General features: G+C 46.4%; 17 protein-coding genes. 2 read left to right on the top strand and 15 right to left on the bottom strand.

Going from position 1 to position 22,801, the window contains the following annotated elements:
• The first annotated feature begins 53 nt into the window (after positions 1-53).
• The gene (locus H4K34_RS07360) at positions 54-1,208 is read left to right on the top strand and encodes a hypothetical protein (protein ID WP_210760175.1); all 1,155 of its coding nucleotides are present in this window, start codon (positions 54-56) and stop codon (positions 1,206-1,208) included.
• Here H4K34_RS07360 and H4K34_RS07355 read toward each other — a convergent pair.
• From H4K34_RS07355 to ppk2 (H4K34_RS07340), 4 genes are read right to left on the bottom strand one after another with little or no spacing between them, the layout of a single operon-like run.
• Positions 1,205-1,876, bottom strand: a complete 672-nt coding sequence (locus tag H4K34_RS07355) for an alpha/beta hydrolase (RefSeq protein ID WP_210760174.1) — start codon at positions 1,874-1,876, stop codon at positions 1,205-1,207. The genes H4K34_RS07360 and H4K34_RS07355 overlap by 4 nt on opposite strands.
• A 9-nt stretch (positions 1,877-1,885) precedes the next feature.
• Positions 1,886-2,302 carry a hypothetical protein gene (locus H4K34_RS07350; RefSeq protein WP_210760173.1) on the bottom strand — a complete coding sequence of 139 codons (417 nt, stop codon included), beginning with the start codon at positions 2,300-2,302 and terminating at the stop codon, positions 1,886-1,888.
• Between the two features lie 42 nt (positions 2,303-2,344).
• Positions 2,345-3,106, bottom strand: coding sequence for a polyphosphate kinase 2 (ppk2, locus tag H4K34_RS07345; protein ID WP_210760555.1), 762 nt, complete (start codon positions 3,104-3,106; stop codon positions 2,345-2,347).
• A 23-nt stretch (positions 3,107-3,129) separates the two neighbouring features.
• Positions 3,130-3,978 (bottom strand): polyphosphate kinase 2, encoded by an 849-nt coding sequence (gene ppk2, locus H4K34_RS07340; protein ID WP_210760554.1) that lies wholly within the window; start codon positions 3,976-3,978, stop codon positions 3,130-3,132.
• 121 nt (positions 3,979-4,099) lie between these two features.
• Here ppk2 (H4K34_RS07340) and H4K34_RS07335 point away from each other — a divergent pair, with 121 nt between their 5' ends.
• A complete protein-coding gene (locus H4K34_RS07335; protein ID WP_210760172.1) occupies positions 4,100-4,501 on the top strand; it encodes a hypothetical protein in 402 nt (133 codons plus the stop codon).
• On the opposite strand, the gene H4K34_RS07330 is transcribed toward H4K34_RS07335, so the two are convergent.
• The 11 genes from H4K34_RS07330 to H4K34_RS07280 all read right to left on the bottom strand — a co-directional run bounded on the left by H4K34_RS07330 (position 4,491) and on the right by H4K34_RS07280 (position 22,778).
• Positions 4,491-7,637 carry a M4 family metallopeptidase gene (locus tag H4K34_RS07330; protein ID WP_210760171.1) on the bottom strand — a complete coding sequence of 1,049 codons (3,147 nt, stop codon included), beginning with the start codon at positions 7,635-7,637 and terminating at the stop codon, positions 4,491-4,493. The two genes, H4K34_RS07335 and H4K34_RS07330, sit on opposite strands and share 11 nt — an antisense overlap.
• A gap of 71 nt (positions 7,638-7,708) precedes the next feature.
• Positions 7,709-9,424: a glycoside hydrolase family 26 protein gene (locus H4K34_RS07325; RefSeq protein ID WP_210760170.1), complete on the bottom strand. Its 1,716-nt coding sequence runs from the start codon at positions 9,422-9,424 to the stop codon at positions 7,709-7,711.
• Positions 9,421-10,326 (bottom strand): MBL fold metallo-hydrolase, encoded by a 906-nt coding sequence (locus H4K34_RS07320; RefSeq protein WP_210760169.1) that lies wholly within the window; start codon positions 10,324-10,326, stop codon positions 9,421-9,423. The genes H4K34_RS07325 and H4K34_RS07320 overlap by 4 nt, the downstream gene beginning before the upstream one ends.
• Positions 10,316-10,813, bottom strand: coding sequence for a hypothetical protein (locus H4K34_RS07315; protein ID WP_210760168.1), 498 nt, complete (start codon positions 10,811-10,813; stop codon positions 10,316-10,318). The genes H4K34_RS07320 and H4K34_RS07315 overlap by 11 nt, the downstream gene beginning before the upstream one ends.
• A 26-nt stretch (positions 10,814-10,839) precedes the next feature.
• A complete protein-coding gene (locus H4K34_RS07310) occupies positions 10,840-11,730 on the bottom strand; it encodes a DUF1853 family protein (protein WP_210760167.1) in 891 nt (296 codons plus the stop codon).
• A gap of 51 nt (positions 11,731-11,781) precedes the next feature.
• A complete protein-coding gene (locus H4K34_RS07305; RefSeq protein WP_246452213.1) occupies positions 11,782-12,429 on the bottom strand; it encodes a trimeric intracellular cation channel family protein in 648 nt (215 codons plus the stop codon).
• Between the two features lie 27 nt (positions 12,430-12,456).
• Positions 12,457-13,428, bottom strand: a complete 972-nt coding sequence (locus tag H4K34_RS07300) for an NAD(P)-dependent alcohol dehydrogenase (RefSeq protein ID WP_210760166.1) — start codon at positions 13,426-13,428, stop codon at positions 12,457-12,459.
• Positions 13,429-13,457: 29 nt separating this feature from the next.
• Positions 13,458-15,746, bottom strand: a complete 2,289-nt coding sequence (gene pbpC, locus H4K34_RS07295) for a penicillin-binding protein 1C (RefSeq protein WP_210760165.1) — start codon at positions 15,744-15,746, stop codon at positions 13,458-13,460.
• Positions 15,722-21,202 (bottom strand): alpha-2-macroglobulin family protein, encoded by a 5,481-nt coding sequence (locus tag H4K34_RS07290; protein ID WP_210760164.1) that lies wholly within the window; start codon positions 21,200-21,202, stop codon positions 15,722-15,724. The genes pbpC and H4K34_RS07290 overlap by 25 nt, the downstream gene beginning before the upstream one ends.
• A gap of 77 nt (positions 21,203-21,279) precedes the next feature.
• Positions 21,280-22,395, bottom strand: coding sequence for a hypothetical protein (locus tag H4K34_RS07285; RefSeq protein ID WP_210760163.1), 1,116 nt, complete (start codon positions 22,393-22,395; stop codon positions 21,280-21,282).
• Between the two features lie 71 nt (positions 22,396-22,466).
• Complete coding sequence (locus H4K34_RS07280; RefSeq protein ID WP_210760162.1) at positions 22,467-22,778, bottom strand: hypothetical protein; 312 nt, start codon at positions 22,776-22,778, stop codon at positions 22,467-22,469.
• Positions 22,779-22,801: the final 23 nt, after the last annotated feature.

Raw genomic sequence — 22,801 nt, 5'->3', positions numbered from 1 at the left:
AAGTCCTTGACTGGCACCTTTTTCGCTGCTATGCTGTGAACTAAAAAATTCCCATGAAGCGATTTTACCCTCTTATTTTCAGTTTTCTAGCCTTAGGAGTTCAGGCCCGTGATCTTCAGATTAATCCCGGAATTCGTTTGCCAAAAGACAGTCTTGAGGCCAGTCATTTGATCCAATCCTTAGCAGGCTTTTTAGAAGCCAGTCAGGCCGAAAATTCAGCTAACCCCTATGTTTGGCCAGCGGAGAAATTCGAAACCTATTTATTGCTGGATGAGTTTAAAGGCATAGAAGCCAGTAGCTCTTTTAAGGATGAACATTTCTATCAGCCCCAGCTTTGCAATGTTGCTCCTCTGGAGGAAGGCCAGTATTGGTTGCAAATCTCCTATTTAGGCCTAAAGGGAGATACCTCGATTCTGCGCGCCAGCTTTGATCTTATTGCCCATCCGGATAAAGATCAATTCAAATTTGCCTCGCCTCTTAAGCGTAATACCCGACATTGGAAGGAGTATAAGGTCGGCAAAAGCCTGTTCTTTTATCAAGATAGCCTTTATACGGCCCATGCCATTCAATACGATCAATTAAGTTCTCGCTTTGATGGCAATTTGAAGTCCGAGAACAAGGCGAATATTGTGTACTGCTGTGAGAATTTAATTGCCATGGAGCGATTGCTGGGCCTCACTTATAAGATTGATTATAATGGCTATAATTCCAGTGTTTGGGCTGTAAATGAAGCAGGCACTAAAATTATGGCCCTGGCTAATGACAATGCCAGCTTCGAGAATTTTGATCCTCATGATTTGTGGCATGCACGCCTGAGTATGGTGATATCGCGTAGGGCGGTAGATCATTCGGTTGACGAAGGCTGTGCCTACTTCTATGGTGGTAGTTGGGGATTAAGTTGGGAAGAAATTTTAAAGGCCTTTAAGGAGCAGGTCGCCTCAGACTCGGCTATGGACTGGCGAGAGCTCAAGGAAAAGCCGCAGTACTTTCAAACGGGTGAACATCGCAATTCGGCCGACTATGTAGTTTGTGCCCTGCTGGTTCAGGAAATTGAAGCCAAACACGGCTTTGAAGGGGTTTGGGAATTTTTAAATATTGGACCTAGAGAAAAGGGCAATGCCAAATTTTATCAAAAGCTGGAGAGCTTATTGGGGATTTCGGCAGAGGAGTATAATGCTAAAGTTTGGGAATTGATAGAACAGGCTTAAACCCTTTTTAGGGCTAACAATTCAGTTAACGATTGTCTTATACAATCACTTACCGCATTCGCCTGGTCGTACACAATTAAATGACCACCATTAAGCAGTTTGGGTGCTTGGCTTCTTTGCTTAAAGGCCAGCACCCGATCTTGCTTTCCGTGAATTTGAACGAGCCTTTTCGGAATCATTTGGTTTTCCCATTTGCCAAGTGCTTCCAGAGCCCATTTAATAAAGGCCGGATCACCTTCTCTTATGATCGCTCGCAAGAGTTTCTGCTCCGAACTCCCAAAAATGAAGGCCATGATAGAGGAAGGGAAATGCTGAAAACCCCAATTAGGTAAATAGGGAACCAGGCCCGAACGGAGCAATATTCGGAAATAACCTGGCAAATCTTCACTGCAAACTATTGATGAAATGGAGATGGTGGCAAGAGGTTTAAGATATCGATTCATCTCAACGGCAATCATGCCTCCCAAGCTTAGGCCGATTAGAATGAAGGGTTCACTGGGATCAATGGTCTCCGACAGACGTTTGGCATAATCGCTAAGACCTTCTTTTTTTTGAGGTGCAATCCAGGGAATGGGGATAGAAGGGAAATCCAGCTTCAAGCGTTTGAACACTCTTTCATCGGCTCCCAAGCCACTGATTAAATAGATTTTTGGTGAGCCAATTTCCATTTTTTCTAACTACCGCCTACCGTCAAAATAACGTCGATTCCAAGCGCCCATACCTGCATTTTGATTATGAATAAAATGCAGAGAATCCCCATCAAAGTGATACTGTAAGGTCCCATACAGGCTACCACCGTCCCAATCGTAAAGGCCTTCTCCCGAGCTATGGATTTTGATATCCTTAAGGATGTAAACATCTCGAGAATCGTAGTCAATTCTAAAGTTGAGGCTAGAGTCTCCAGAGCCCTTGCTAATTTTTACAATAGCATCCGAATATTTATAACTGCTTCCGGTAATGACATCACCACCACCTACTAAACCGCCACCTATATAGGTACCCGTGTATTTTTCTAAATAAGAAGTTTCTTCCTCTTTTTTACAGGATAAGAGACCTAAACTGAGGCAGAGGAGAAAGATGCGAGCTTTAATCATGGACAAGTATTTTAAAATTTGCGTCCTCTAGTTCCCTGTTGCTTAGTAAGGTAAGGATTTCAAAACATGCTCCAAAGCTTCCAGTCGGGCTTTGGTTTTTTGATCGGCCTGAATTATGATCCAGGGGGCATTCTCAGTATGGGTTTCCTTAAACATTCGCTCCTTGTAAGAGGTGTATTCATCCCATAGCCCTTGTGCCGCTTCATCTACCGGAGTCATTTTCCAACGCTTCAAAGGACTACTTTTGATATCAGCAAAACGACGCGCCTGCTCTTCCTTAGTGATGGAGAAGTAAAACTTGATGAGATAGGTGTCTGAGCTTTGTAGCATCCTCTCAAAGTCGTTCACCTGAGCCATAAAAGTTTCATATTGTTCGGCCGTGCAGAATCCATTCACAGGCTCTACCACCGCTCGGTTGTACCAGGATCGATCGAAGAATACCATTTCCCCGGGCTTGGGCAAATGATTTACATAGCGCTGAAAATACCACTGACCAGATTCTTCTTCAGTCGGTTTAGGCAGAGCGATAATGCGATAATGCCGGGGATTAATGTGTGCGGCAATCCGGCGAATAGCACCGCCTTTACCCGCGGCATCGCGACCTTCGAAGAGGATAACCACCTTTTTCTGTTGGTCAATTACCCATTCTTGGAGTTGAATTAATTCGGCTTGTAAGTCGCGCAAACGTTGCTCATAATTGGCTAATCGCAATGCCTTCAAAACATCCGTTTTCTTATCCGCAAAAAGGTATTTCAATCCCAGCGGAGAATTGAGCAATTCCAGCTCGGCATCGCTCAGGGCCATGATTTCTTTTTCTTTCGGATTCATTAGATGTCAATTTGTTCAATATGTCGATAATAGCGTGCTACCACATTGGGATCGGGTAAAATGGTGGTCCGGTTTTTTAGCCTTCGATCTTGATAGGGGAGTTGGGAGAGCACATAGCGGATGCTTTCCAAACGCGCTTCCCGTTTATTATTGGTTTTTACAATGATCCAAGGACTGAAGGTGGTGTGGGTCTTGGAAAACATTTGCTCCTTATAATAGGTATAGCGATCCCATAATTCCTGTCCCTTCATATCTACCGGCGAAAATTTCCATTGCTTCAAGGGGTTTTTCATCCGCGATTTAAAGCGTTTCTTTTGCTCCTCCTTGGAAATGGAAAACCAAAATTTGATCAGGATTACTCCATCCTCATAGAGCATATGCTCAAAGCCCGGCACCTGCACCATAAAGCGATCGTATTGCTCGGTATTGCAAAATCCCATAACCGGTTCTACCACCGTTCGGTTGTACCATGAACGGTCAAAGAAAACAATCTCACCCGGATTGGGGAGCTCCTTAATATAGCGCCTGAAATACCATTGACCGCTCTCTACCTCGGTGGGTTTAGAAAGGGCCACTACCCGCATGGAACGTGGATTGAGATGTTCTACAAAGCGCTTAATTGACCCCCCTTTGCCAGCCGCATCCCGACCTTCGAAGAGCACCGCTACTCGGAGCTTTTTCTTGGCTACCCAGCGCTGCAAATTCACCAATTCGGTTTGCAGCAGGCGCAGTTCTTCTTCATAGCGTTGATTGCGAATAATTTTACTGAGATCGGTCCCACTTTGCTCGGCAATCTGAACCAAATCCTTGCGCTGTTTTACTTTACACAGCTCTTCACGAGTATACATGTACAATAAGGCTTGGAGAAACATCTAAGTTACGAATTAAGCCGCCCAGAGTGGCTCTAAATAAACTGCTTTTCGCAAGTGAAGCCTTGGCTCTATTTAACAGAGCGACTATCTTTAAAGCATGTATAGATGGACATTTTTAGCCTTCTTGTTTTTAGGTGCTTGCAAGAGCAGTCAAGTACAAAATGCTGCGACGGATTCAGGTTTTATTCGCATTCGCTTTGAGGAAGTGGGTGGCTTTACTGGCGGAAGTGGTATGTATAGCTTGGAAGCCGATGGACGGGTCCTCAATAAGGGAGCAGAATTAAAGCAGCTTAGCGAATCCCAATTAAAGTCGCTTCAGGCGAAAGCCCAGGCCATCCGCAAATTAGCGCCATTTCAAAGCTCTGGTCAGCACATCCAAAGAAGCATTTGGCTCGAAAGCGCCCAGGACACCTTAAGCTTTAGCTGGGGATTGGAAGATACCGCGGCTAGTGCCCACGATCGACTTTACCAAAGTTTGTACCAACTCACTATTGAATAATCATGCGCTGGGCATACTGTTTTCCCTCCGGACTGCGTAATAGCACGAAATAGGTACCTGCGGCCAGATCCGTGCTAAAGTTCCAATTTTGATCCCCGGCTTGGGTTTGAATACTGCGTTTGCTGATCACTCGACCTTGGAAATCCTGTACTTCCAATTCATAGGTACCGGCGGAAGCTTTTTCTAAGCGAATATTGAAATCACCATTATGAGGATTAGGATAGAGCGCAAAGCTAAAGCTGGCTACCTTAGGTTCTTTTAGACCAATGCCGCTGCTGCCTAAGTAAATATTATCGAGGTTGATAATATCGCCATCATTGGTGACCGAATTGGTACGCTTATCCACCAATAGATGGGTCTCAAAACAGAGCTCGAAATACTGCCCGGCAAAATCATCCAAATTCACAATTTGACTTTGGAATCCATCGCCATCCGGATTGCTGGCAATAAAGGTTCCGCTAACCGGCTGTCCATTGGCTAAAACCCGCAAGCTGCTGGTATAAGCGCTGTTACTGGGTTCTGAACGCAAACGTCGGATTAGGCGAGTATAAGCCTGCTGTAAATCGAAGTTTAATTGCAAGGCTCCTTCCTGACGGGCATCTACACAGGTGCAATAAGTGGAGCGGAAGCTGGGATTTACCTGCCAAACGGCAGTGTCATTGCGAGGCACCTCAAAAGGATCCGAATAATTAACCAGCGGGCCACCCACTATTTCCAGTCCGCGATTACCGGTACTGGCCACAGAATTGCGTCTACTGCTGCTATTGTTACCATGGCGAATAAGCAGGGAATCTGCATAGGCGAAGTCCTCAAAGCCGATTTTTCCGCCCAGTAATTCATAAGGTTTTAGAACCCGATAGTTCACAATGCGGTTGTTATTCAAAGTAGGATCGCCGCTGTATACCAGGTTTAAAGTAAGGGTATAGGCCCCACGCGCATCCATATTCAAATTGGTTGGGAAGTCGAGAATTAGGGTGTCACCATAATGCACGCTTCTGCTTAAGCTGGTGCCGATATTTTGACTGGCAGTGCCGGATAAACTGTAGTCTAATGAAATATTGGTACCTACAGCTAGGCTATCACAACCCAGGAATACTGCGGCTAGGCTAATGTTGGTACTGTCATTTAACTCACAGCCCGAGATAGGATTGAGCACCTCCAGCAATTTCCATTCGGCATTCTGATAGCTTTCTTGGCGAACCCTTTGCTCGTAGGTGTTATTGTAAGTAAGGCTGTCGCTGGATGTGGATATCGAGGCGAAGAAATCGTAATTACCCGTCTGACTTAAATCGGCAGTTTGACTGTGTACGATATAGGCCACAGAATCCGGTAAAAGGGTATTGCTAATTACGGTACTCATGGTTTGCAGGAGTCCGCCATTAATGCTGTAGCTGAGGTTAATTGCCGTTCCCGCTGTAATGCTTTGGGCGCAGCTATTATTGCGAATTACAAAAATCACATCTTCCGCAGCACCTAAACTGCAGTCACGTTCGGGAAGCACCAGTGCATCAAGACTAAGATCATAATCGCCGGTAGGCTCTCCTACTCCCACTGCATACCAGGCATTGGTGGTTTGAATATACTCATTAGAGCAGGCCCCATAAAGGTCGATGGCCGATTGCATGGCCCCCATGCGGGCATCAAAATGATCCGAAAAACGGGTGAGGTAATTGTCGAGATTATGGTAGGCAATATCCGCTGCAGCTTGATAGCCAAGACCTTCAATATCGTAGCGATCATTATTGTCGTTCACGCCAGAATCACCATCACTTAGCAGGTAGTACCAAAAGTTCTGAACCCCAGAATTACTGTGTACATAGCCATTGTCGAAAAAGAGACCCTGGCCCCAATTATTGCCTTTATACGTATTGGGATGATTAAACTGAGCGGGATTGCGCAGGTTTCGCAGGCCATTGCCAGTATTTAAAAAGTCTTCACCCATTTTCCAATCTCCACCGGCCGAATCATAGGCAAACTCAATCGCTGCTCCGAAAATATCGCTGAAGGATTCATTGAGCGCGCCAGATTCTCCCTGATAGATCAAATTGGCGGTGTATTCGGTAATACCATGGGTGATTTCATGGGCTACCACATCCAGAGAAATTAATGGGGTGGAAGCGACACCATTGCCATCACCATAAGTCATTTCCTGACCATTCCAAAAGGCATTTACATAATTGGAATCGTAGTGTACAAAAGAGTTGAGCGGCGAATTTTGATCATCGTAGCTGAAGCGATTGTAATGCTGTTTAAAGTAGCTGTAAACTCTCTCTGCACCCCAATGCGCATCGGTAGCCGCCTCATCAAAATTGGCATTGAAATTATTCCAGTAATTGTCATCGTCGTAAAAGTCGATCGCCGTCCCCTTATTGGTCCGCTTTTGCATATTGAAGGTGTAGATCCCTCCGCCAGTAAGGCTATCGTGCAAAACATAAAGAGCCGAATCGCTATCGTAGCTGGTGTAAATACTGCGTGTGCCCGAATACTTGGTGCGTGCTGTACCGGTATCCTGACTGTGAATGCGACTAAGGCTATGGCTTAAGCTGCCGTTTTGAGCGTTGATATAAACCCAATTGCGATCATAAGGCTCATAGCTGTATACATCAAATTTCCAGCTGAGCTGATATTGCTGAGCTTCCTTGCTGAAATTCTTATTGAGAATAACCAGGTTTCCTTGTGGTCTGGCTTCTCCCTTGGCTTCCCAGGCAAAGATTTGAGCGGGGAAATAATTGAGGGCATATTGTAAAGCTTGGCTTTCGCTGATGCTTGCCTCTGGATTTAAGTTTAAATCGGATACAATTTCGCCATTGGCCAGGTATACTGCATTATTGCGTAGGTGAATAATCAGCTCTCCCGCTTCCACTGGGATTCCTTGATGCAATTGCTGATAATGGCGATGCTCGGAACCGTCTTTGCCATAGCTCACTCTTTGCAGCTCCAAGCGATCTTTTTCGCCTAATCCCAATTGTTGATGGTACTGCTCAATAAAGGCCTCCGCGCTTAAGCTTTGACTACCGGTATATCGATACCAACCGGCTGTTTCCATTTCTTGAAGTCCAGTGCTGTTTACCTGCTGGGCATAGAGGCCAAAGCTCATTCCAAAAAGGAGGCAGGCCATTCTCAATCGTACATTCATAGCGCTGAAATTTAGGGTCGTGGAAGTTACACGCAATTCTTGAAATAGCATTTCAGCTCCCTAAATGTTCACTAGGGTCGATCGAGAGCCTTTATAAAGTTGCGATAAGTTTGGGCTTCCACACTCCAATCGGGTGGAGCAATATCGCCCCAGGCTTTAGGCACATCATGCATATTGAAGTAGTTAATACCTGCAATCTCCTCAGCCGATTTTATAGTTTCGGCCGCCTTTAAAAGCCATTGTTCCTGAAAATCTTCAGGGCCCTTTACACCAAATTCGGTGATGAAAATGGGCTCGGGGGCTTGCCGCATTCGCCAGGATTTACGTCGGTAAATTTGCGCGAATTGCTCCTGCTGGGTGGGGTCGGTGATATTCTTATCCGGCAGGCCATAAATGGCGATGCTGATATAATCTACCTGATCACTGCCCGGGTACCATTCCAAAGAACCACGATCGCCCGCCGGCCCCCATACTTTTAAGATATTGGGAATTGCCTTTTCGGCTCTAAGCATCAAATACCGATAGGCATCGATGTACAATTTGGGATCTTTACTTTGCCAGGGATAGCGCTCAATGGGGATCTCCATTTCTTGGGAAAAGCGGAGGTATATCTGCCGTGGGAAATGTTGCAGGCTATCTAAAAGCTCTTCTAATTCCGGATCGTATTCACCATTCAAGAGCTTTTCCAAACATTGATCATCGCGCTCAAAATTGCGATCTTCTATGGTCTCGAGGGTAAGGATAAGCTCGCGTCCATTTTGCTTTACTTTTTCCAATTCCTCAAAGAAGCCCTCCTTTTTATAGGTCGCTAAATTGATAAAGAGATGCTCGGCATTAATTCCAGCCAGGTCATCTAATTTTCGATCGGGATCATATACTCCTAAATGGAAGAGGCTGTCCTCAGCGACTTTGGTTTCCAGATGCTCAAAATATTGCCTATTGTAAAGTTGGGGATTTGCTTTCTGAAAGGCGATTTGTGATTGCCAGAGTTCCGGGCTTAGATCATCATACTGTCCGGCTAAAACTAGGCATTCATGATTAAAGAAACGCAGGCGATGTAAGCGGCGGTACACTTCATCTTCTAATTTCATTTTGGGATAAACCTCTAAAGGGATTTCCGAATGAGCGATGAGGGTGATGCTCAGAGCATCTACATAATCGGAACCGGGATAATACTCCTCCAAACCGGGATAACCTGCCGGCGACCAAAGCATTTTTACGCTGGGGGCTTTGGATTTTATTAGGGCCTGCACATGGCGATAGGCATCGATATAAACGGAAGGATATTCTTGCCAGGGAAAAAAGCGCCCGGGGACTTCCATTTGAGGATTGAAATTGAGGTAGACCTCCTGCTTGAGGCTGGCCAACATATCCGCTAATTGGATAATCTTTTGATCGTAAACTCCCTCCGAAACTGCGCCCAGAGGGGCACTGCGGTATACCGGCCAATATTTACTTCCCCAACATTCGAGATCAATTATTAAAGAGGCTTGGGTCGGAAGGTCCTCAATAAGGGCAGTTGGAATTTGCCAATCTTCACTTTGGTTGAGCTGTACATAGCGATGCTCAAAAGCGGGATTTAATTCATATTGACTGTAATCCGCAATTTGAGTTTTAAGCAGCACTGCTTGATCGCGCTCGCCCCATTTATGACTGATGTAAAAGTCCTTGGCGTAGGAAGGGTAATTTACCCGGGCCCAAAAGAAAAGGGCCGAAAAAATGACCAGGCCAAAGGCGATAGCCAGGAGAATAAAACGCCGCCACAGTTTTCGCCCTGCTTTACTCATAGATTAAAGATTTGTCCCTTCCAGGATAAGCGATAGCCCTTGGCTTCCACTTCCTTAAAAGCATCCGATTGAGGCTTCCAAAGGGGATTGCTATGATTGAGATGGATGAAGTGAATCTTGGCTTTTTCTTCCGTATCTAAGCGATCGAACAGGGCCATGCTTTCCACTACAAAGGGATGGGGAATCTCACTCATATCGCGGCCTGGCAATTCTTCGGCATTGTAAAAGGTTGCGTCCAAAAGCGCATAGTCTACCGCTTGCACCAATTCCACAATATCCTCATCCCAAAGCTGCCATTTATCGATATCTGGAATAAAAAGAGCCGTCTTGGATTTTCCTTTAATGATATAGGCCAGGGTTTCGGAGAATTCATCCCGATGGGGTACTTTAAAAACATAAATGCCGGGACTGTCCACCTGCGCAATAAGATCTGCCGCTTTTAGGCTGGCTTTCTGAGGATGGAGCTTCAAATTTTGCAATTCGAATAATTGCGACCAGGGCCCATTCGTACTTAGAAATTCGGCCATTCGCTCTCCACAAAATAAGGGCAATTGATGAGTGTTGCAGGCTTCCCGACCGAAATACATCAATCCCGTATAATGACCAATATGGGCATGACTAACATAAACAGCCTTGGGTAAGCGGCCATAGCCTTGGGGAATTAATTGAAATTGCTCGCTAATATCCGGACTGGCTTCAATTAAGGTCCATTGTGCCGAATCCGGCTCCAGCCAGGCTAAGGAAACCACATTGCCTTTAGTGGCTCCAGGCTGGCAACATTCTTTTTCGCAGCCTAGTTGAGGTTTTCCTGCATCTTGGGCACGACCCAATACCATGAGCTTTTGGGCCGAAAGCTGTAGGCTTATTAAGATGCCAATCCAAATTTTGAAATTAGGCCTCATAGCTTTCCGTATTTAGGACTTGCTCTAGCTGCAACAGACTCTCATAGGCCTGGCCTTGATCAAATACATCGATATAATACTTAGGTCGGATCCAGAGCTGCAAATGAGAATCTACAATTTTCAGGCTAAGAACCTCACCAAAGCTGCGCCAATTGGCCTTACGGCGGATGCGAATTTCCTGATGATCCGAACTCAAGTCCACTTTAAATTCTCGCGGGGGAAATTTTTCCAGTAGGGCGGGATAAAGGCGCTCCAATTCCAATCCGGGAACCAAATAAGTTCGGCGGAAGTACTTAAAAACATCGCCGGGTTTTAGACCTCGTCGGCTTAATTGATAGCTTGCCCCCAAGGCAGAAATTAGGCTTACGGCGGCAATTTTCCAGGCGGGAATCGCATCACCCATCAAGGGGCCGGTCACCAATTCGCCCACCACATTTAGGGCGAAGAAAAAGAGCAGTAATACAAGGATAGATCTTAAGGGGTACAAAGCGGCCTTTTGGCTAAGTTAATTATTTAGGGTTTGGAATAAGGCCATCCATCTGGAATGATAAAATAGCGTTCTTCCTCCTTAAAGCTGCTCTTTGAATCACTCATTTTGGCGATAAGTTGCGGCCGATAGATTCGCTGGAATTCAGCTTCTAATTCTTCCACCAGCTTTGTAAGGGAAAAGCATTCTGAAGGGCTTTCAGTAAAATAAGGGCCTATCCAATCCGGTTTTTTGAGAATGCAAAATTTAGCAGTACTAACAGAATGGAGTTCTTTTAACTGATGGATGCTGAGGAAGTAAAATGAGGGCGCATCGGCTCGAGCCTGATTGGGCCAAAGCTTTTCTTTAGCCCAGGGATAATAGAGTTCACCCTTTAGGAAGAGCTCCGATTTTAAGTCACCAAACTCCGCTCGGATTTGCGAATGATGCGATAATGGCAATTGTAATTTGCGGAGTTTCTCCATCTTCCGACCCAGAAAATCACGACGACTGGGACCCAAAAAATTATGGTGATTGCCATCTTCACCCACCTGCAAGTAGTATTTCAGGGCTACTTCCCAATGTCGCTTTTGTTCCTTTTTTTTATCGTAGAGGATGAGGTCTAATTCACCCCGAGTGATTTTATCTTCGATTATCTGCACATTGGCGGCTAGTACCTCATAATGAGGGTCGAGTTCTAGAACGTATAAAAGCAATTGCTCAAAATAGCGCCCCATGACTTGCGGAACCTGAGCTTCAAAATGCGCATTGACTTTTGCGCTTTCTTGGTCTTCTTTAATTAAGAGCTCGGCAATTAATGCGCGATGTTGATCATCGTGAAAATAATGGGCAGAATCGGGTAAATCCAAAAATGATGGGGTGCTTAGTGCCCACCAAATACGGCGGAGATGTACATTTTGCAATGCTAGGGGAGCCATAGCTCTAAAGTAGGGGCAGAAGATGAGTCGGCAATGGCCGGAGCCCAAAACTTAGTGCTCCTTTCGCCCCAAAGGTAAAAAGGGACTTTCCCAGCCATATGCAACAGCCATACTGCGAATGAGTACCACCACGCAAATGGAAATCAAGGCATTGAGGGCCGTGTTTACCTCCAACAAACTACCCAGCCAATAGAGTAAACCGCCGGCCAGAGAAGCCAGGGCATAGATTTCTTTTCGGAATATCAGCGGAACCTGGTTGGTGAGCACATCGCGGATAACGCCCCCAAAAACAGCCGATACAATACCCAGCATTAAGGCGATGGGAATGCTAAGCTCGGCAATCATTGCTTTTTGAAATCCCAATATGGTGAAGAGTCCTAGACCAATGGAGTCGAAAATGAAGAGACTGCGGCGGATATGACTTAAGCGGGGATAGAACAGATAGCAGAGGATCATGGCCAGAGCCACGATTCCTAAATACTCTTCATGCAGCATCCAATTTACCGGAGTGGCGCCCATTAAAACATCGCGGGTGGTGCCGCCTCCCAAGGCGGTTACAAAGCCAATAATAAAGGCACCGACCAAATCGAATTTACGTTCTACAGCTGCCACTACTCCCGAAATAGCGAATACCAAGGTGCCTAATAAGTCGAGGATATATATGAGGTCTTGCAGGGGCATGCCGCGAAGGTAGGGCAAATGAAAAATGCTTTGCTAATAGCAGCCTTAATCCTGATCCCAGCAGAGGATCAGATTGCCTGTCTTTTGACCGGAGCAGGCATAGTGGTAGGCATCTTCCGCCTTTTGAGGCTGAATCTTAAGTGGGTCTACTAAACCCTTGTATTTACCAGCGGCCAGTAATTTGTGCATCTCCTTAAGGCTGCCAGGTATATCCTTGGGAACCGGGAAGTACACCTTAGACTTTTGCATAAAGGGCTGCAATAAAGATAGCCACACATTGGAGGCATAAGGTCCGAGTTCGGAGGAAACATAGGCGCCACCATGGTTGAGCAGATGCTTGCATTGGAAATAGCTACTCTTACCCACCGCATCCAGTACATGGGCGTATTTTTTGGAGCTCTTGCGAAAATCTTCCCTTTCGTAATCCCAGTAGCTTTCTACGCCTTTTTCTTGCCAATAATCGCGATGACTGCCTGGCCCCACCGCATCAATACGGATTCCGCGGGCACGAAGGATTTGAATAGCAGCTGAACCTATGGCTCCGGTAGCTCCTATCACCAAAACTTTGGAGCCTTTTACCAAATTAAGGGGTCGTAAAAAAGTGAGGGCATAATGGGCTCCTTCGGCGCAGCATATAGCATCAACATAGGACTTATGACCCGGTATATGACTGATAGCAGCGTTTTCCTTAATCTTCACAAATTGAGCCTGACTACCCAGGCCTTCATCATTAAAGCCAAAGACATGATCGCCCACCTTAAAGCTTTTTACCTCGGCGCCAATTTCCACTACTTCGCCTGCGAAATCGCTACCCAATATAGGGTTGCGCGGTTTGGGCCATCCTACAAAAAATCGGAAAATGTAGGGCTTGCCCCCTAAGATGCCACAATCAGTCCGGCTAATCGTGTTGCAATGCACTTTAACCAGTACTTCATTTTTAGCAGCTTCGGGTTGAGGTATATCCTGGAGCAAGATGCGCTCCGGTCCTCCGTAATTCCTGCGGACTAAGGCTTTCACGAGGGGAATTTAAAAACAAATTTGCTTGATTAATCCACCACTTTTATAAATGACTGGGCCGAATTTCCTTTTTCATCCATAATCAAGAGGCGGTGGGTGCCGAGCTCTAAGGCTACTTCCATGCGGTGATTGATCCGGCTGGAGCCGATGTATTCGTCATCCACATACCAGAAAACCTCCACTTCTCCTTGTCGATGCCCTGCTTCGAGAATCACCTTTCCAAGGGTTCCTTCAAAATCACGGGATCGACGCACGACCTCAAATTTTTCCGGGTAAATAAATTTCAGAACTTCATCTATTGGCGCCAGGCATTGAGGATCCCAATCCGGAGGCGCCTTATAATTCAATTCTGAACGTTGGGCATACCAGGTCATGGCCGGACTTAAAATCATCCAGCTCGAATCTTTGGGTTCATCCAAGCTACATTCGCGATGTACTCTTAATCCTTTAGTGTTCAAGAAAATGGGCTCGCAATAGGGGCAGTTCTTAAGGCTCGCTTTAGAGCCGTAAATGGTATCCCTATAGCGACAGTGCTCTTGCGCCAAAAAACCACTTTCGCGGCAAATCACCTTGGCATGCTGCCAGTCATAGGGTGGTTCAAAGAAGGGAGAGGCAGGCAAATAATCCATAATACTAAAGAGCAAGGGCGCTGAGGTCTCTACTCCAATAACTCCGGGTCGCCCCTCATAATTAGCATTGCCAGTCCAGCAAACAACCAACCATCGACCATCGGTACCCACGGCCCAGGCATCTCTAAAGCCATAGGAGGTTCCGGTTTTCCAGGCTATTCGTCGGCTGGAGCCCCATTGTTGCCAGTTGCTGGGTCGATTTAGGCCCTCCATAATTTGCAAGCTGCTGTAAATCGCTGCCGGATCTGAATTGGGGATTGGTCCCCAGTCTTGAGCCTGCCCCAGTATATCATAAATACTGTCTTCTTCTTTGCCTTGCATGGCCCAAATCCAGCGTCGATACATATGGGCAATTTGCAGGGCTGGCACTTCGGCTCCTCCTAAGATTAGAGATAAGCCGTAATAGCCGGCATCGCGATCTAAATTTTGCAAGCCATAGGCACGCAAGCGATGCAAGAATACGGGAACGCCCATATCTCTTAAGACTCGAGCGGCAGGCACATTTAAAGATTGCTGCAGGGCTCTGTAAACCGGGGTGGCGCCTCGGTATTTAAGATCGAAGTTCTTAGGAGTGAAATCACCGAAGCGGGTTGGGATATCAGGGACCAGAGCCCGAGAAGATAATTGCCCCAAGGCCATGGCATCGGCATAGAGCATGGGTTTTAAAATGCTGCCCGTACTACGCGGTTTATTGAGCATATTAATCTCCTTGCCATCGGCCAGCTCATTGGTGGTATTGCCAACATAGGCTTTGATACTCCCATCTTGAAGATCCATAACCAGAGCCGCTGAATTATGCACAGAATTCCCCCGCCATTGTAAAACATGGAGGTTTACCAAATCTTGGATATGCTTTTGCCAATTGGCATTTAAGCTGCTGCGCAATCGGCTTTCCGGCATCATCTTCATTTGGTACTGACTAAGATGATGGGCAATATCAGGTAAGGCTTGCGGCTCCAGGGGTAGTTCTTCCAATAAAGAAAGGCGATAGGTAAGGGAGTCAATCACTTCCTCGCTTAGTAGTTTTTGCAGCAGACGATTGCGTTTTTGCTCAAATGTCTGGTGATTACGTCCGGGGTGTATGATGCCCGGTGCATTAGGCAATACGGCTAGGGCCGCGCATTCCGACCAGGATAAACGATGCGGAGCCAGGGCAAAATAGCGCCAGGCGGCTGCTTCCAGTCCTACCACATTGCCACCAAAGGGAGCTTGACTGGCATAGAGTTCTAAAATTTCTTCCTTAGAATAGCTTAGCTCCAATCGCAGGGCTCGCAAGATCTCGGTAAACTTTTCCCAATAGGTGCGCGGTGGATTGCCACGAGCCAGGCGTATGCATTGCATGCTAATGGTGGAGCCTCCAGAAACAACTTCACCCGCCTGCCAATTTTGATACAGGGCCCTAACAATGGCAATGGGGTTAAAGCCGGGATGCGAATAGAAATGCTCATCCTCATACTGTACAATCGCCTGCCGGAAGCGCATCGGCACCGAATCCGCCGGTGGGAAACGCCATTGTTCATCTTCCGCAATACGCGCGCCCAATAATTGCCCGTTCTCTGCCTCGGTAACCGTGCTATAAGGCGGGTCAAAGAGGGGCTCGGGCAGGCAATTCCACCACCAAATTAAAAATATCAGGCCCGCAATTAGGGCAATACGGCGCAGTATTAGTCGACGAGGACTTCTACCCATTGGCCTACATTATTGGCGTTAATGCTTCCTTCGTACATCGCTTCTGCCCAAGTGGGAGGCAAATACCATTTTCCAGGATAGGTAGCGGTAAGCTCTACTTGGATGGTCATGCGTGGCGTGCGATAGCCATTGTAATAGGTCAGTACCCGATCATCGCGAATATCCTGATAGTCGAAATAGGTTTCCGTGTCATCGCCACCAGCCAGTACTCGATTATTGGTGATTTCCCAACCACTGGGGAAGAGTTGACTCACCGCCAGGTTCTCATAATCTTTGGATAAGCTTAATCGTTGCAGGGTCACTTTAGCGATAATCGGGGTGCCAATTTTTAAGGCCGAAGGATCTAGTTTGTTTCCACTTTGATCGAGGTATTGCACCGTCATATCAATACGACTGCTATTTGCTGTTTCGCTTCCGTAAACGGGTAGGCCCTCACGCATCACCGTAAGGTAGAGCGATTGTCCATTTAAGCTTTTGACGCTGATATCTTGAGCCTTTTCAAATGCTGCATCTTCATATTGGAATACGCTGAGGTCGCTGCTAATACGGCGTGTTTTGCCATTCACCACCAATTCGAAATCCATTTTTTCGGTGCCACCCCCAAATACCTGGCTCATAGCCTGTAGGGTATAAGCAATGGTTTGGGTACTATGCCAACCATCACTCAGTTTATCCGCAATTTCTTTGGCTAAGCGCAGGGCTTCTTCCTTATCGCCCATGGCATAGAAAGTTTCCATTTGCATGGCCAGGCTGCGGGTAGCACTACCATAGCAGTAATAGTAATAACGATCTTCAGCTTCGGTATAGTCATGAGCTTGCAAGAGTGCACGGGCTGCCTCTTTTTCGCCCACCAAGGCATAGGCCGCTGCTAAACGGAAGGCGGCGGAGCGCGTAAGGTCATTGCGGTTTTTCAAGCGCGTCATGGCCCCTAATTCGGGTCTTCCGGCCAATGCCAAAACATAGAGTCGATAAGCTTGGTTGAAATCATTGTTATAGGAATAGTGATTATTGTTATTCCACTCCCGCGCCGCCTTGCGCGCAAAGCGTAAATAAGAATCCTTCATTCCTACCGGGAGCTTATAGCCGGCCTTTTCGGCGGAAAGCATAAAATGCCCTACATAGGTAGAAGCCCAGGCATTGGCATAGTTCTGTCCCGGCCAGTAGCGGAAGCCACCTTCACCCAATTGCAGGGTTCTCAATTTGGATAGGCCCGCTTGAATATTACTCTCAATTGCTGCTTTTTGATTGGCATCCAGTTTAATCCATTTATTCAGATTAAGCTGAGCAAAGCATTTGGAGGTAGTCTGCTCCAAACAACCATGCGGATAGCCAATAAGGTATTCCAAACGCTCGCTTAGGTTCATCTTTGGTAGGCTGCTTACTTCTACCGTAAGCTTATTACTTCCTGCAATTCCAAAGGGCTCCGCTTTATAGCTTACCGGATTGCTGTCTTCCAAAATTGCATCGTGGAATTGTTTTTGGCGACGCATAGGGCTGCGCACCGCAATTTCAGTTTCTTCAAAGCTTTTCTCTGCACCGGATTTAGCGGTGATTTTTAAACTGCCCTTTCCTAAGGCCCGTTTTACCTTAGCCTTGAAGTAGACGGTTTGTTGTCCGGTTTTCGAGAAAGTCACTTTTTTATTGCGGTCAATCAGCTCAATTTTGCCAGTAGAACTCAGTTCCAGGTTTACATCCTTAATGCCCTCTTCCATGGCAAATACCGTCACCGGAACTAGTAGTTCCTCCTCAGGGCCTAATACCCGAGGTACGGTCATTTGAACCATCAAAGGTTGTTTCACCCGAATATTGGTATCGGCAGCGCCATAAGCTTCCTTATCATTGGCGGCTACTACCATCACCCGCACATTACCTATGTAATTGGGCATTTGCAATTTGTGATTAGCCTTTTCGCCCGCCTTTAGCTTGAAAGGTCCTAAGTGACGCACCACCGGTACAAAGCGATCAGCGTCTTCCTCATTGCTTTCGAGTAGGGCACCATCACCACCAATAGCCAGCATTTTGGCGATTTCACCACTAAAGCCACCAATCACTTCATCGTATAGGTCCCAGGTGCGTAAACCCAAAGCAATTTTAGAATAGAAATAAGGCCAGGGGTCTGGACTTTGGAAATTGTTGAGCCCTAAGAGTCCTTCATCAACCACCGCCAGGGTGTACTCCATAGCTACCCCATTTTTCTCGCTCACCTTAATGTTGTACTCCGAATTGGGACGGATTTTCTCCGGTGCTTCAATCTGTGGGTGTAAATGCGTAGCCGGATCCTCCACCATAATGGGGATGATGCCATAAAGCCTTAGGGGTAAATCATTGCCTTTACTGCTATGGGGCTGTAAAATCATAGCATGAGCATAGCAGTTAGGCGCCATTTCTGGGGTGATCTTAAGCTCATGCACTGTAGATCCTGCATTGGTAGCCAATACCTTTTGGGTGATTTGGCCTGTAGCATTTTCATAGCTGAGGATTAAGCGACCACCTGCGGCACTGGGCACACTGATTTTAGCGGTTTCGCCCACTTGATAATTGTCCTTATCGGTTTGAACATTCAATACACTTACTGATTCACCACCGGCTCTGCCACTGCGATCGCGGCCCCAGCCCCAATCTACATAGGCCAGACTGGAGCTACGGTGACCACTTTCTGGATCTTCAACAACGATATAGAGTCGACCCCAATGGTCATCAGGTATGTTTAAAGTGTAACGACCGCGGCCATTTACTAGCTCTACTTCTTCGCTGGCAATACGGTTATTGGAGCTGTTATTTAAGTAGGTGGCATTGCCTCTTTGGGCCGACCACCACCAAGACCAACTCACCTTGTAAACACTCACCTTAACCTTGCCATTGACAGCTTCGCCTTTTTGGTTTACCCGGATTAAGCCTACCGGATGATCTTTTTCAGTTTCGAGATAGCCGTATTTATTGGTTTCGGGCATTTGGATACCCACAAAGTTTTTGAAAGGCGCTAATTCGAGGCTGGTGCTATTAATGCTAAAACGACCGCCGGGCTCAAAGACCTTGGTGCCCATATTGAGGCGGAGCATTCCGGGGCTGTTTTTCAGGTAACCCAAATCGGCGGTGATGTCGGCCATTCCTGTGGCATCTAATTTATCATTGAAGATTTCATTGCCCGACATGGAAGGAACGGAACGCGATTCATCGTAGAAATCAAAAAGTGGGTGCTTATCGGCGAAAGCCCTGGGATTCCCCGAAATACTGGCACGCACTTCTGCCTGCAAATCTGAGGCTGATGCACCAGTGAGCCATTCGGCTTCCAGCTTAATTTCGGTTTCACCTCTTTGGCTACCATCGATAATTTCCGCTGGTGCACTCAGGGTGATATCGAGGCGGTTGGGTTGGATGGTTTCAATGGGTAGAGATTTGTAAAAGCTTTTACCACCCACTTTGATTTGCGCGCTGTAATTACCAGTAATGGCCTCCTTGCTGGTGGTTACCGGGAAGCTGAATATTTGAACCGATTTCCGAGGCTGAACCGTGCGATAGACCTCTTGACCGCGAGGGTCTTTTAAAGTGAGCACGATGGGGTGACTGGCCGGTAAGGGGTTTTTGGTGTCGTTTAAAATGAAGTCGAGGAAGAGGGTATCTCCAGGTCGCCAAATTCCGCGCTCGGTATAGATCATCCCTTCAATGCCGGTACTCACATCGCGACCTCCAACGGCAAAGCTGGAAACGGAAAGGCTGCTGCTGTTTTCCAGACTGAGGTAAGCGCGCTCGGAGCCACTTTCCGCCACCACTAAAAATGGTCGGGTGTCTAAATCTAAGCGCAGATAGCCATCTCCATCGGTAACTCCTTCTTTAATGAGTTGACCTTGATAATTGTAGTATTTGATTTTAACCCCATTTAAGGAGCTGGTGCTCGAAATGCGTTGGGCATAGGCATACCATTCCTTATCGGTTCCCTTTACCACCAGGCCAATATCGGAGGCTAAGACATTGCGCTCAATTTTCCGAGAGCGGTTGTAATAAGAGATATGGCAAGGATTATCGCGTTCGCTGTAATCATAACCATCAAAGTACCAGTAGTCGTAATAGTCTTCGTCGAATACTTCTTCGGGTTCATCCCAGTTTTCGGCCTCCAGACTTTGCAGTTCACTATTCTCGTCGCCTTCACAAGGGTAAAGCGAATAGGCTTTTTGATAATCGATTTCAATGCGGTAGATAGCACCCGGTTGCCTTTCGATGATGCGATCCAGGTCGATGGCAAAATTGTTCCATTCTTGCAGGTTTAAGCCTTCGCCATCCAGTTCAATGCGTTCACGATGAATAGGGCGAGCTACCCTTCGTAATTCGCGTTTGCCACTCAGTTTATTAATTTGTAAAAACTGATGCACCTTATTGGCGAAGATTTGATACACCTTAAGGTCTACCGCACGTAGGCTTACTGCCTGAAAAGGAATATTTACGGAACCCTTGGTGGGGATGATGGTACCACTGTTTACAAAACGAATTTCGGGTTTCCGCGCCTGGAAGCTTACCTGTGTAATGTATTCTTTAGGGAATTTGTAGCCGAGGATGTTTTTTAAGCCCGGGTAAATTTTTAGAGCCACCGTACCGGTTTTACGACTCTTAGGGTAGAGATGCACTACGGAGCCTTCAATTTCCAGAGAGGCTACATCTTCGCCGTCCACCTGAAACATACCGCTGGTACTTTGTTTTTCGCTGAGAGGATCAGAAAAGGAGATGCTGATTTTTTGCACCGGTAATTGCTGTACGTAAACGCCAATCACCTCAAAGTCGGAGAGGCTGGGTACCCTTAGGCTGCCAATTTCTTTACTCTTATGAAGGATGGGAATCTCGGAAGCCTTTTCCTTTCGTTCAATCGAATCAATACTAAAGAGCCAACGGTGCTCATCGCTACCGGGGTTCCAATGAATAGAGCTGCTTTCTATACCTTCAAACTTCAAGGCTTCACTCAGCTCTTCGGCATGACTTAAATCGGCGGTATTGATCTCTCCCTTTAAAACATTTAAAGCAGGGTTTTTAGCCTGATAGGGTTCGATATGAAATTGCAGCAAGGCATAAGACTGTTCAATGGCTTGAAAAGCAAATTCGAAGGTTTTTAATTTGGACTCTACCGTGGTGAGGCTGCCCAATTCGAATTCAGCGCTGTAATGCTGGCCAGGTTTAAGACTTTCTTCCGGCTTAAAGCGAATTTCGCTGCTACTTTCCCAAACTGCCTGGCCTTTGATGTCCGGACTGAAATCAAAGATCTTCGCTTCAATGGGGGTTCCGGGTTCCACCCCGGGATTTAGGTCTTGGGCCAGATGAATCTCAATCTCCGAATAAGCAGAAATGACTCCTGAGGTATGGGCCAGGATATAATCGGCAAAAGCCGGGTCATTTTCGGGGATTTCAGGTTGGTTGTTACAGCTCAGGATAAAGAGACTGAGCAAGAGCAGGGAAAGACGGCGAAAAGTCATGAATTGCAGAACTAGAATTGAAAAGCTTGAACCCCTACAAGTTAAGCTAAGCTCTAAAGTGCCGCAAGCATCTTAGTTTATTTTCCTGTGATTTTTTCGAGGGCCATTACTTTCTGCATTTCCCAAGGCGCTAAATCTGATTTAAAGGTCTCTATGCTCTCTAGAAAAAGGGCATAATGTTGTTGCATTTCTTTCAGCCTTGCGGCGGATGGATTAAGCTCTAGTTCCCGAAGGAAGCTATCCCAACGAAAGACCTCTCTAAACAGTTCCAAATTGCGGTTTTTAGCTTCACCCTCTTTAGAAATTCGATAAGTGAAACCACGCACATAGAGCTGATCTTTGAAGTCCCGGTAATTGGCTTTGTTCACGGTAAAAGAGATATGAAGGGGCCGCTCTCCCGAATATTGATCCAGGAAATAGGTGCATACATTTTGCCAGTTTTTGGCGAATTCTCCGATTTCAATCTTCTCAAATTTGAAAGGCTTTAAACCCAATTTCGCGAAGGTGGGTTCCTGGAATTCAGCAAAGAGTAGAAAGTCGATATTAATGACTTGCACATCGGTGCGGATAGCCAAAGCATCTTGCAGCATCCAAAGCGGATAGCTGTCATTATCTCCCTGAGTTAAGAGAATGCCATTGGGTTCCACAGACTGTAAGAGGTTGTAGGCGAAATCGAGCCAGGCTGCCGAATAGTCTCCACTGCGATACCAACGCAGATTAGCCTCCTTCCGTAAAGCTTCATTGTGGGTGCTGATGCTATAGGTTACCAAAGGAGCCAGTAAACCCGGGAAATCGGGATTCATCTCATAGGCTTTGAGCAGGTGATCTCCCGCCTGAGGATCGACCCCACCGGTGGAGCCTTTTACATAATGGTAAATGAAAGTGCCGGGAATGGCTTCCTCCATAAGGGCAACAATATCGCTCCCCACTCTTAATTGCGGACCATGATTTACAAAGTCGGGGTTCCAGCCAGCGCTGCCCTCGGCATTGCGACAAGCACGGTAGTAATTCCACCAGGCCATTTCATCCTTGGGGCTCTTTTCTATTTCCTGCCACCAGAGAGCGGCTTGTTTTACATAGTAGTCATGACTGCGACTTTCCTTGGCGAAGGAGATTTGAGCTTCGGCTTCGGTGAGGCTTTGCGCCGAAAGGAAAATAGGAGTCAGGAGGAAATAGAATAGTACCTGTCGCATAGATTAAATTTCCCCAAAGATGGCAATCCAATCAAGGACAGGTACTTAGTAAAATCTTAAAAAATTGAAATTTAGTGAGGATCCGATACCAATTCATAGTGTTCCATGGCTACATTGGGGAGATCCATCAAGGCGAAAACCTCTTTGCAAAGCTCCGATTGCATGGCTCGTTCCGAAGCTTCTTTGGCATCATCAAGGCTATCCCACCAAACCAGGTCGAGGTAAACTGGATGTTCCATTTCGGTGTAAGTGCGATTGCGATAGCCTTTTTGCGCCTTTAAAAAATCATTTAATTGAGCTAAGGCTTTTTGAGCTTGCTCGGCATTTACTTCATCGCGAAAGCGACAGCTTACCAATTCTAAACAAAGTTTTTTTGTTGACATATGATATGTGTTTTTAGGTCAAC

Origin of the sequence: Croceimicrobium hydrocarbonivorans (assembly GCF_014524565.1) — a bacterium.
Lineage (GTDB): Bacteria > Bacteroidota > Bacteroidia > Flavobacteriales > Schleiferiaceae > Croceimicrobium > Croceimicrobium hydrocarbonivorans.
Note: the sequence above shows the minus strand (reverse complement) of the source record. Positions and strands in the feature narration are given on the sequence as shown.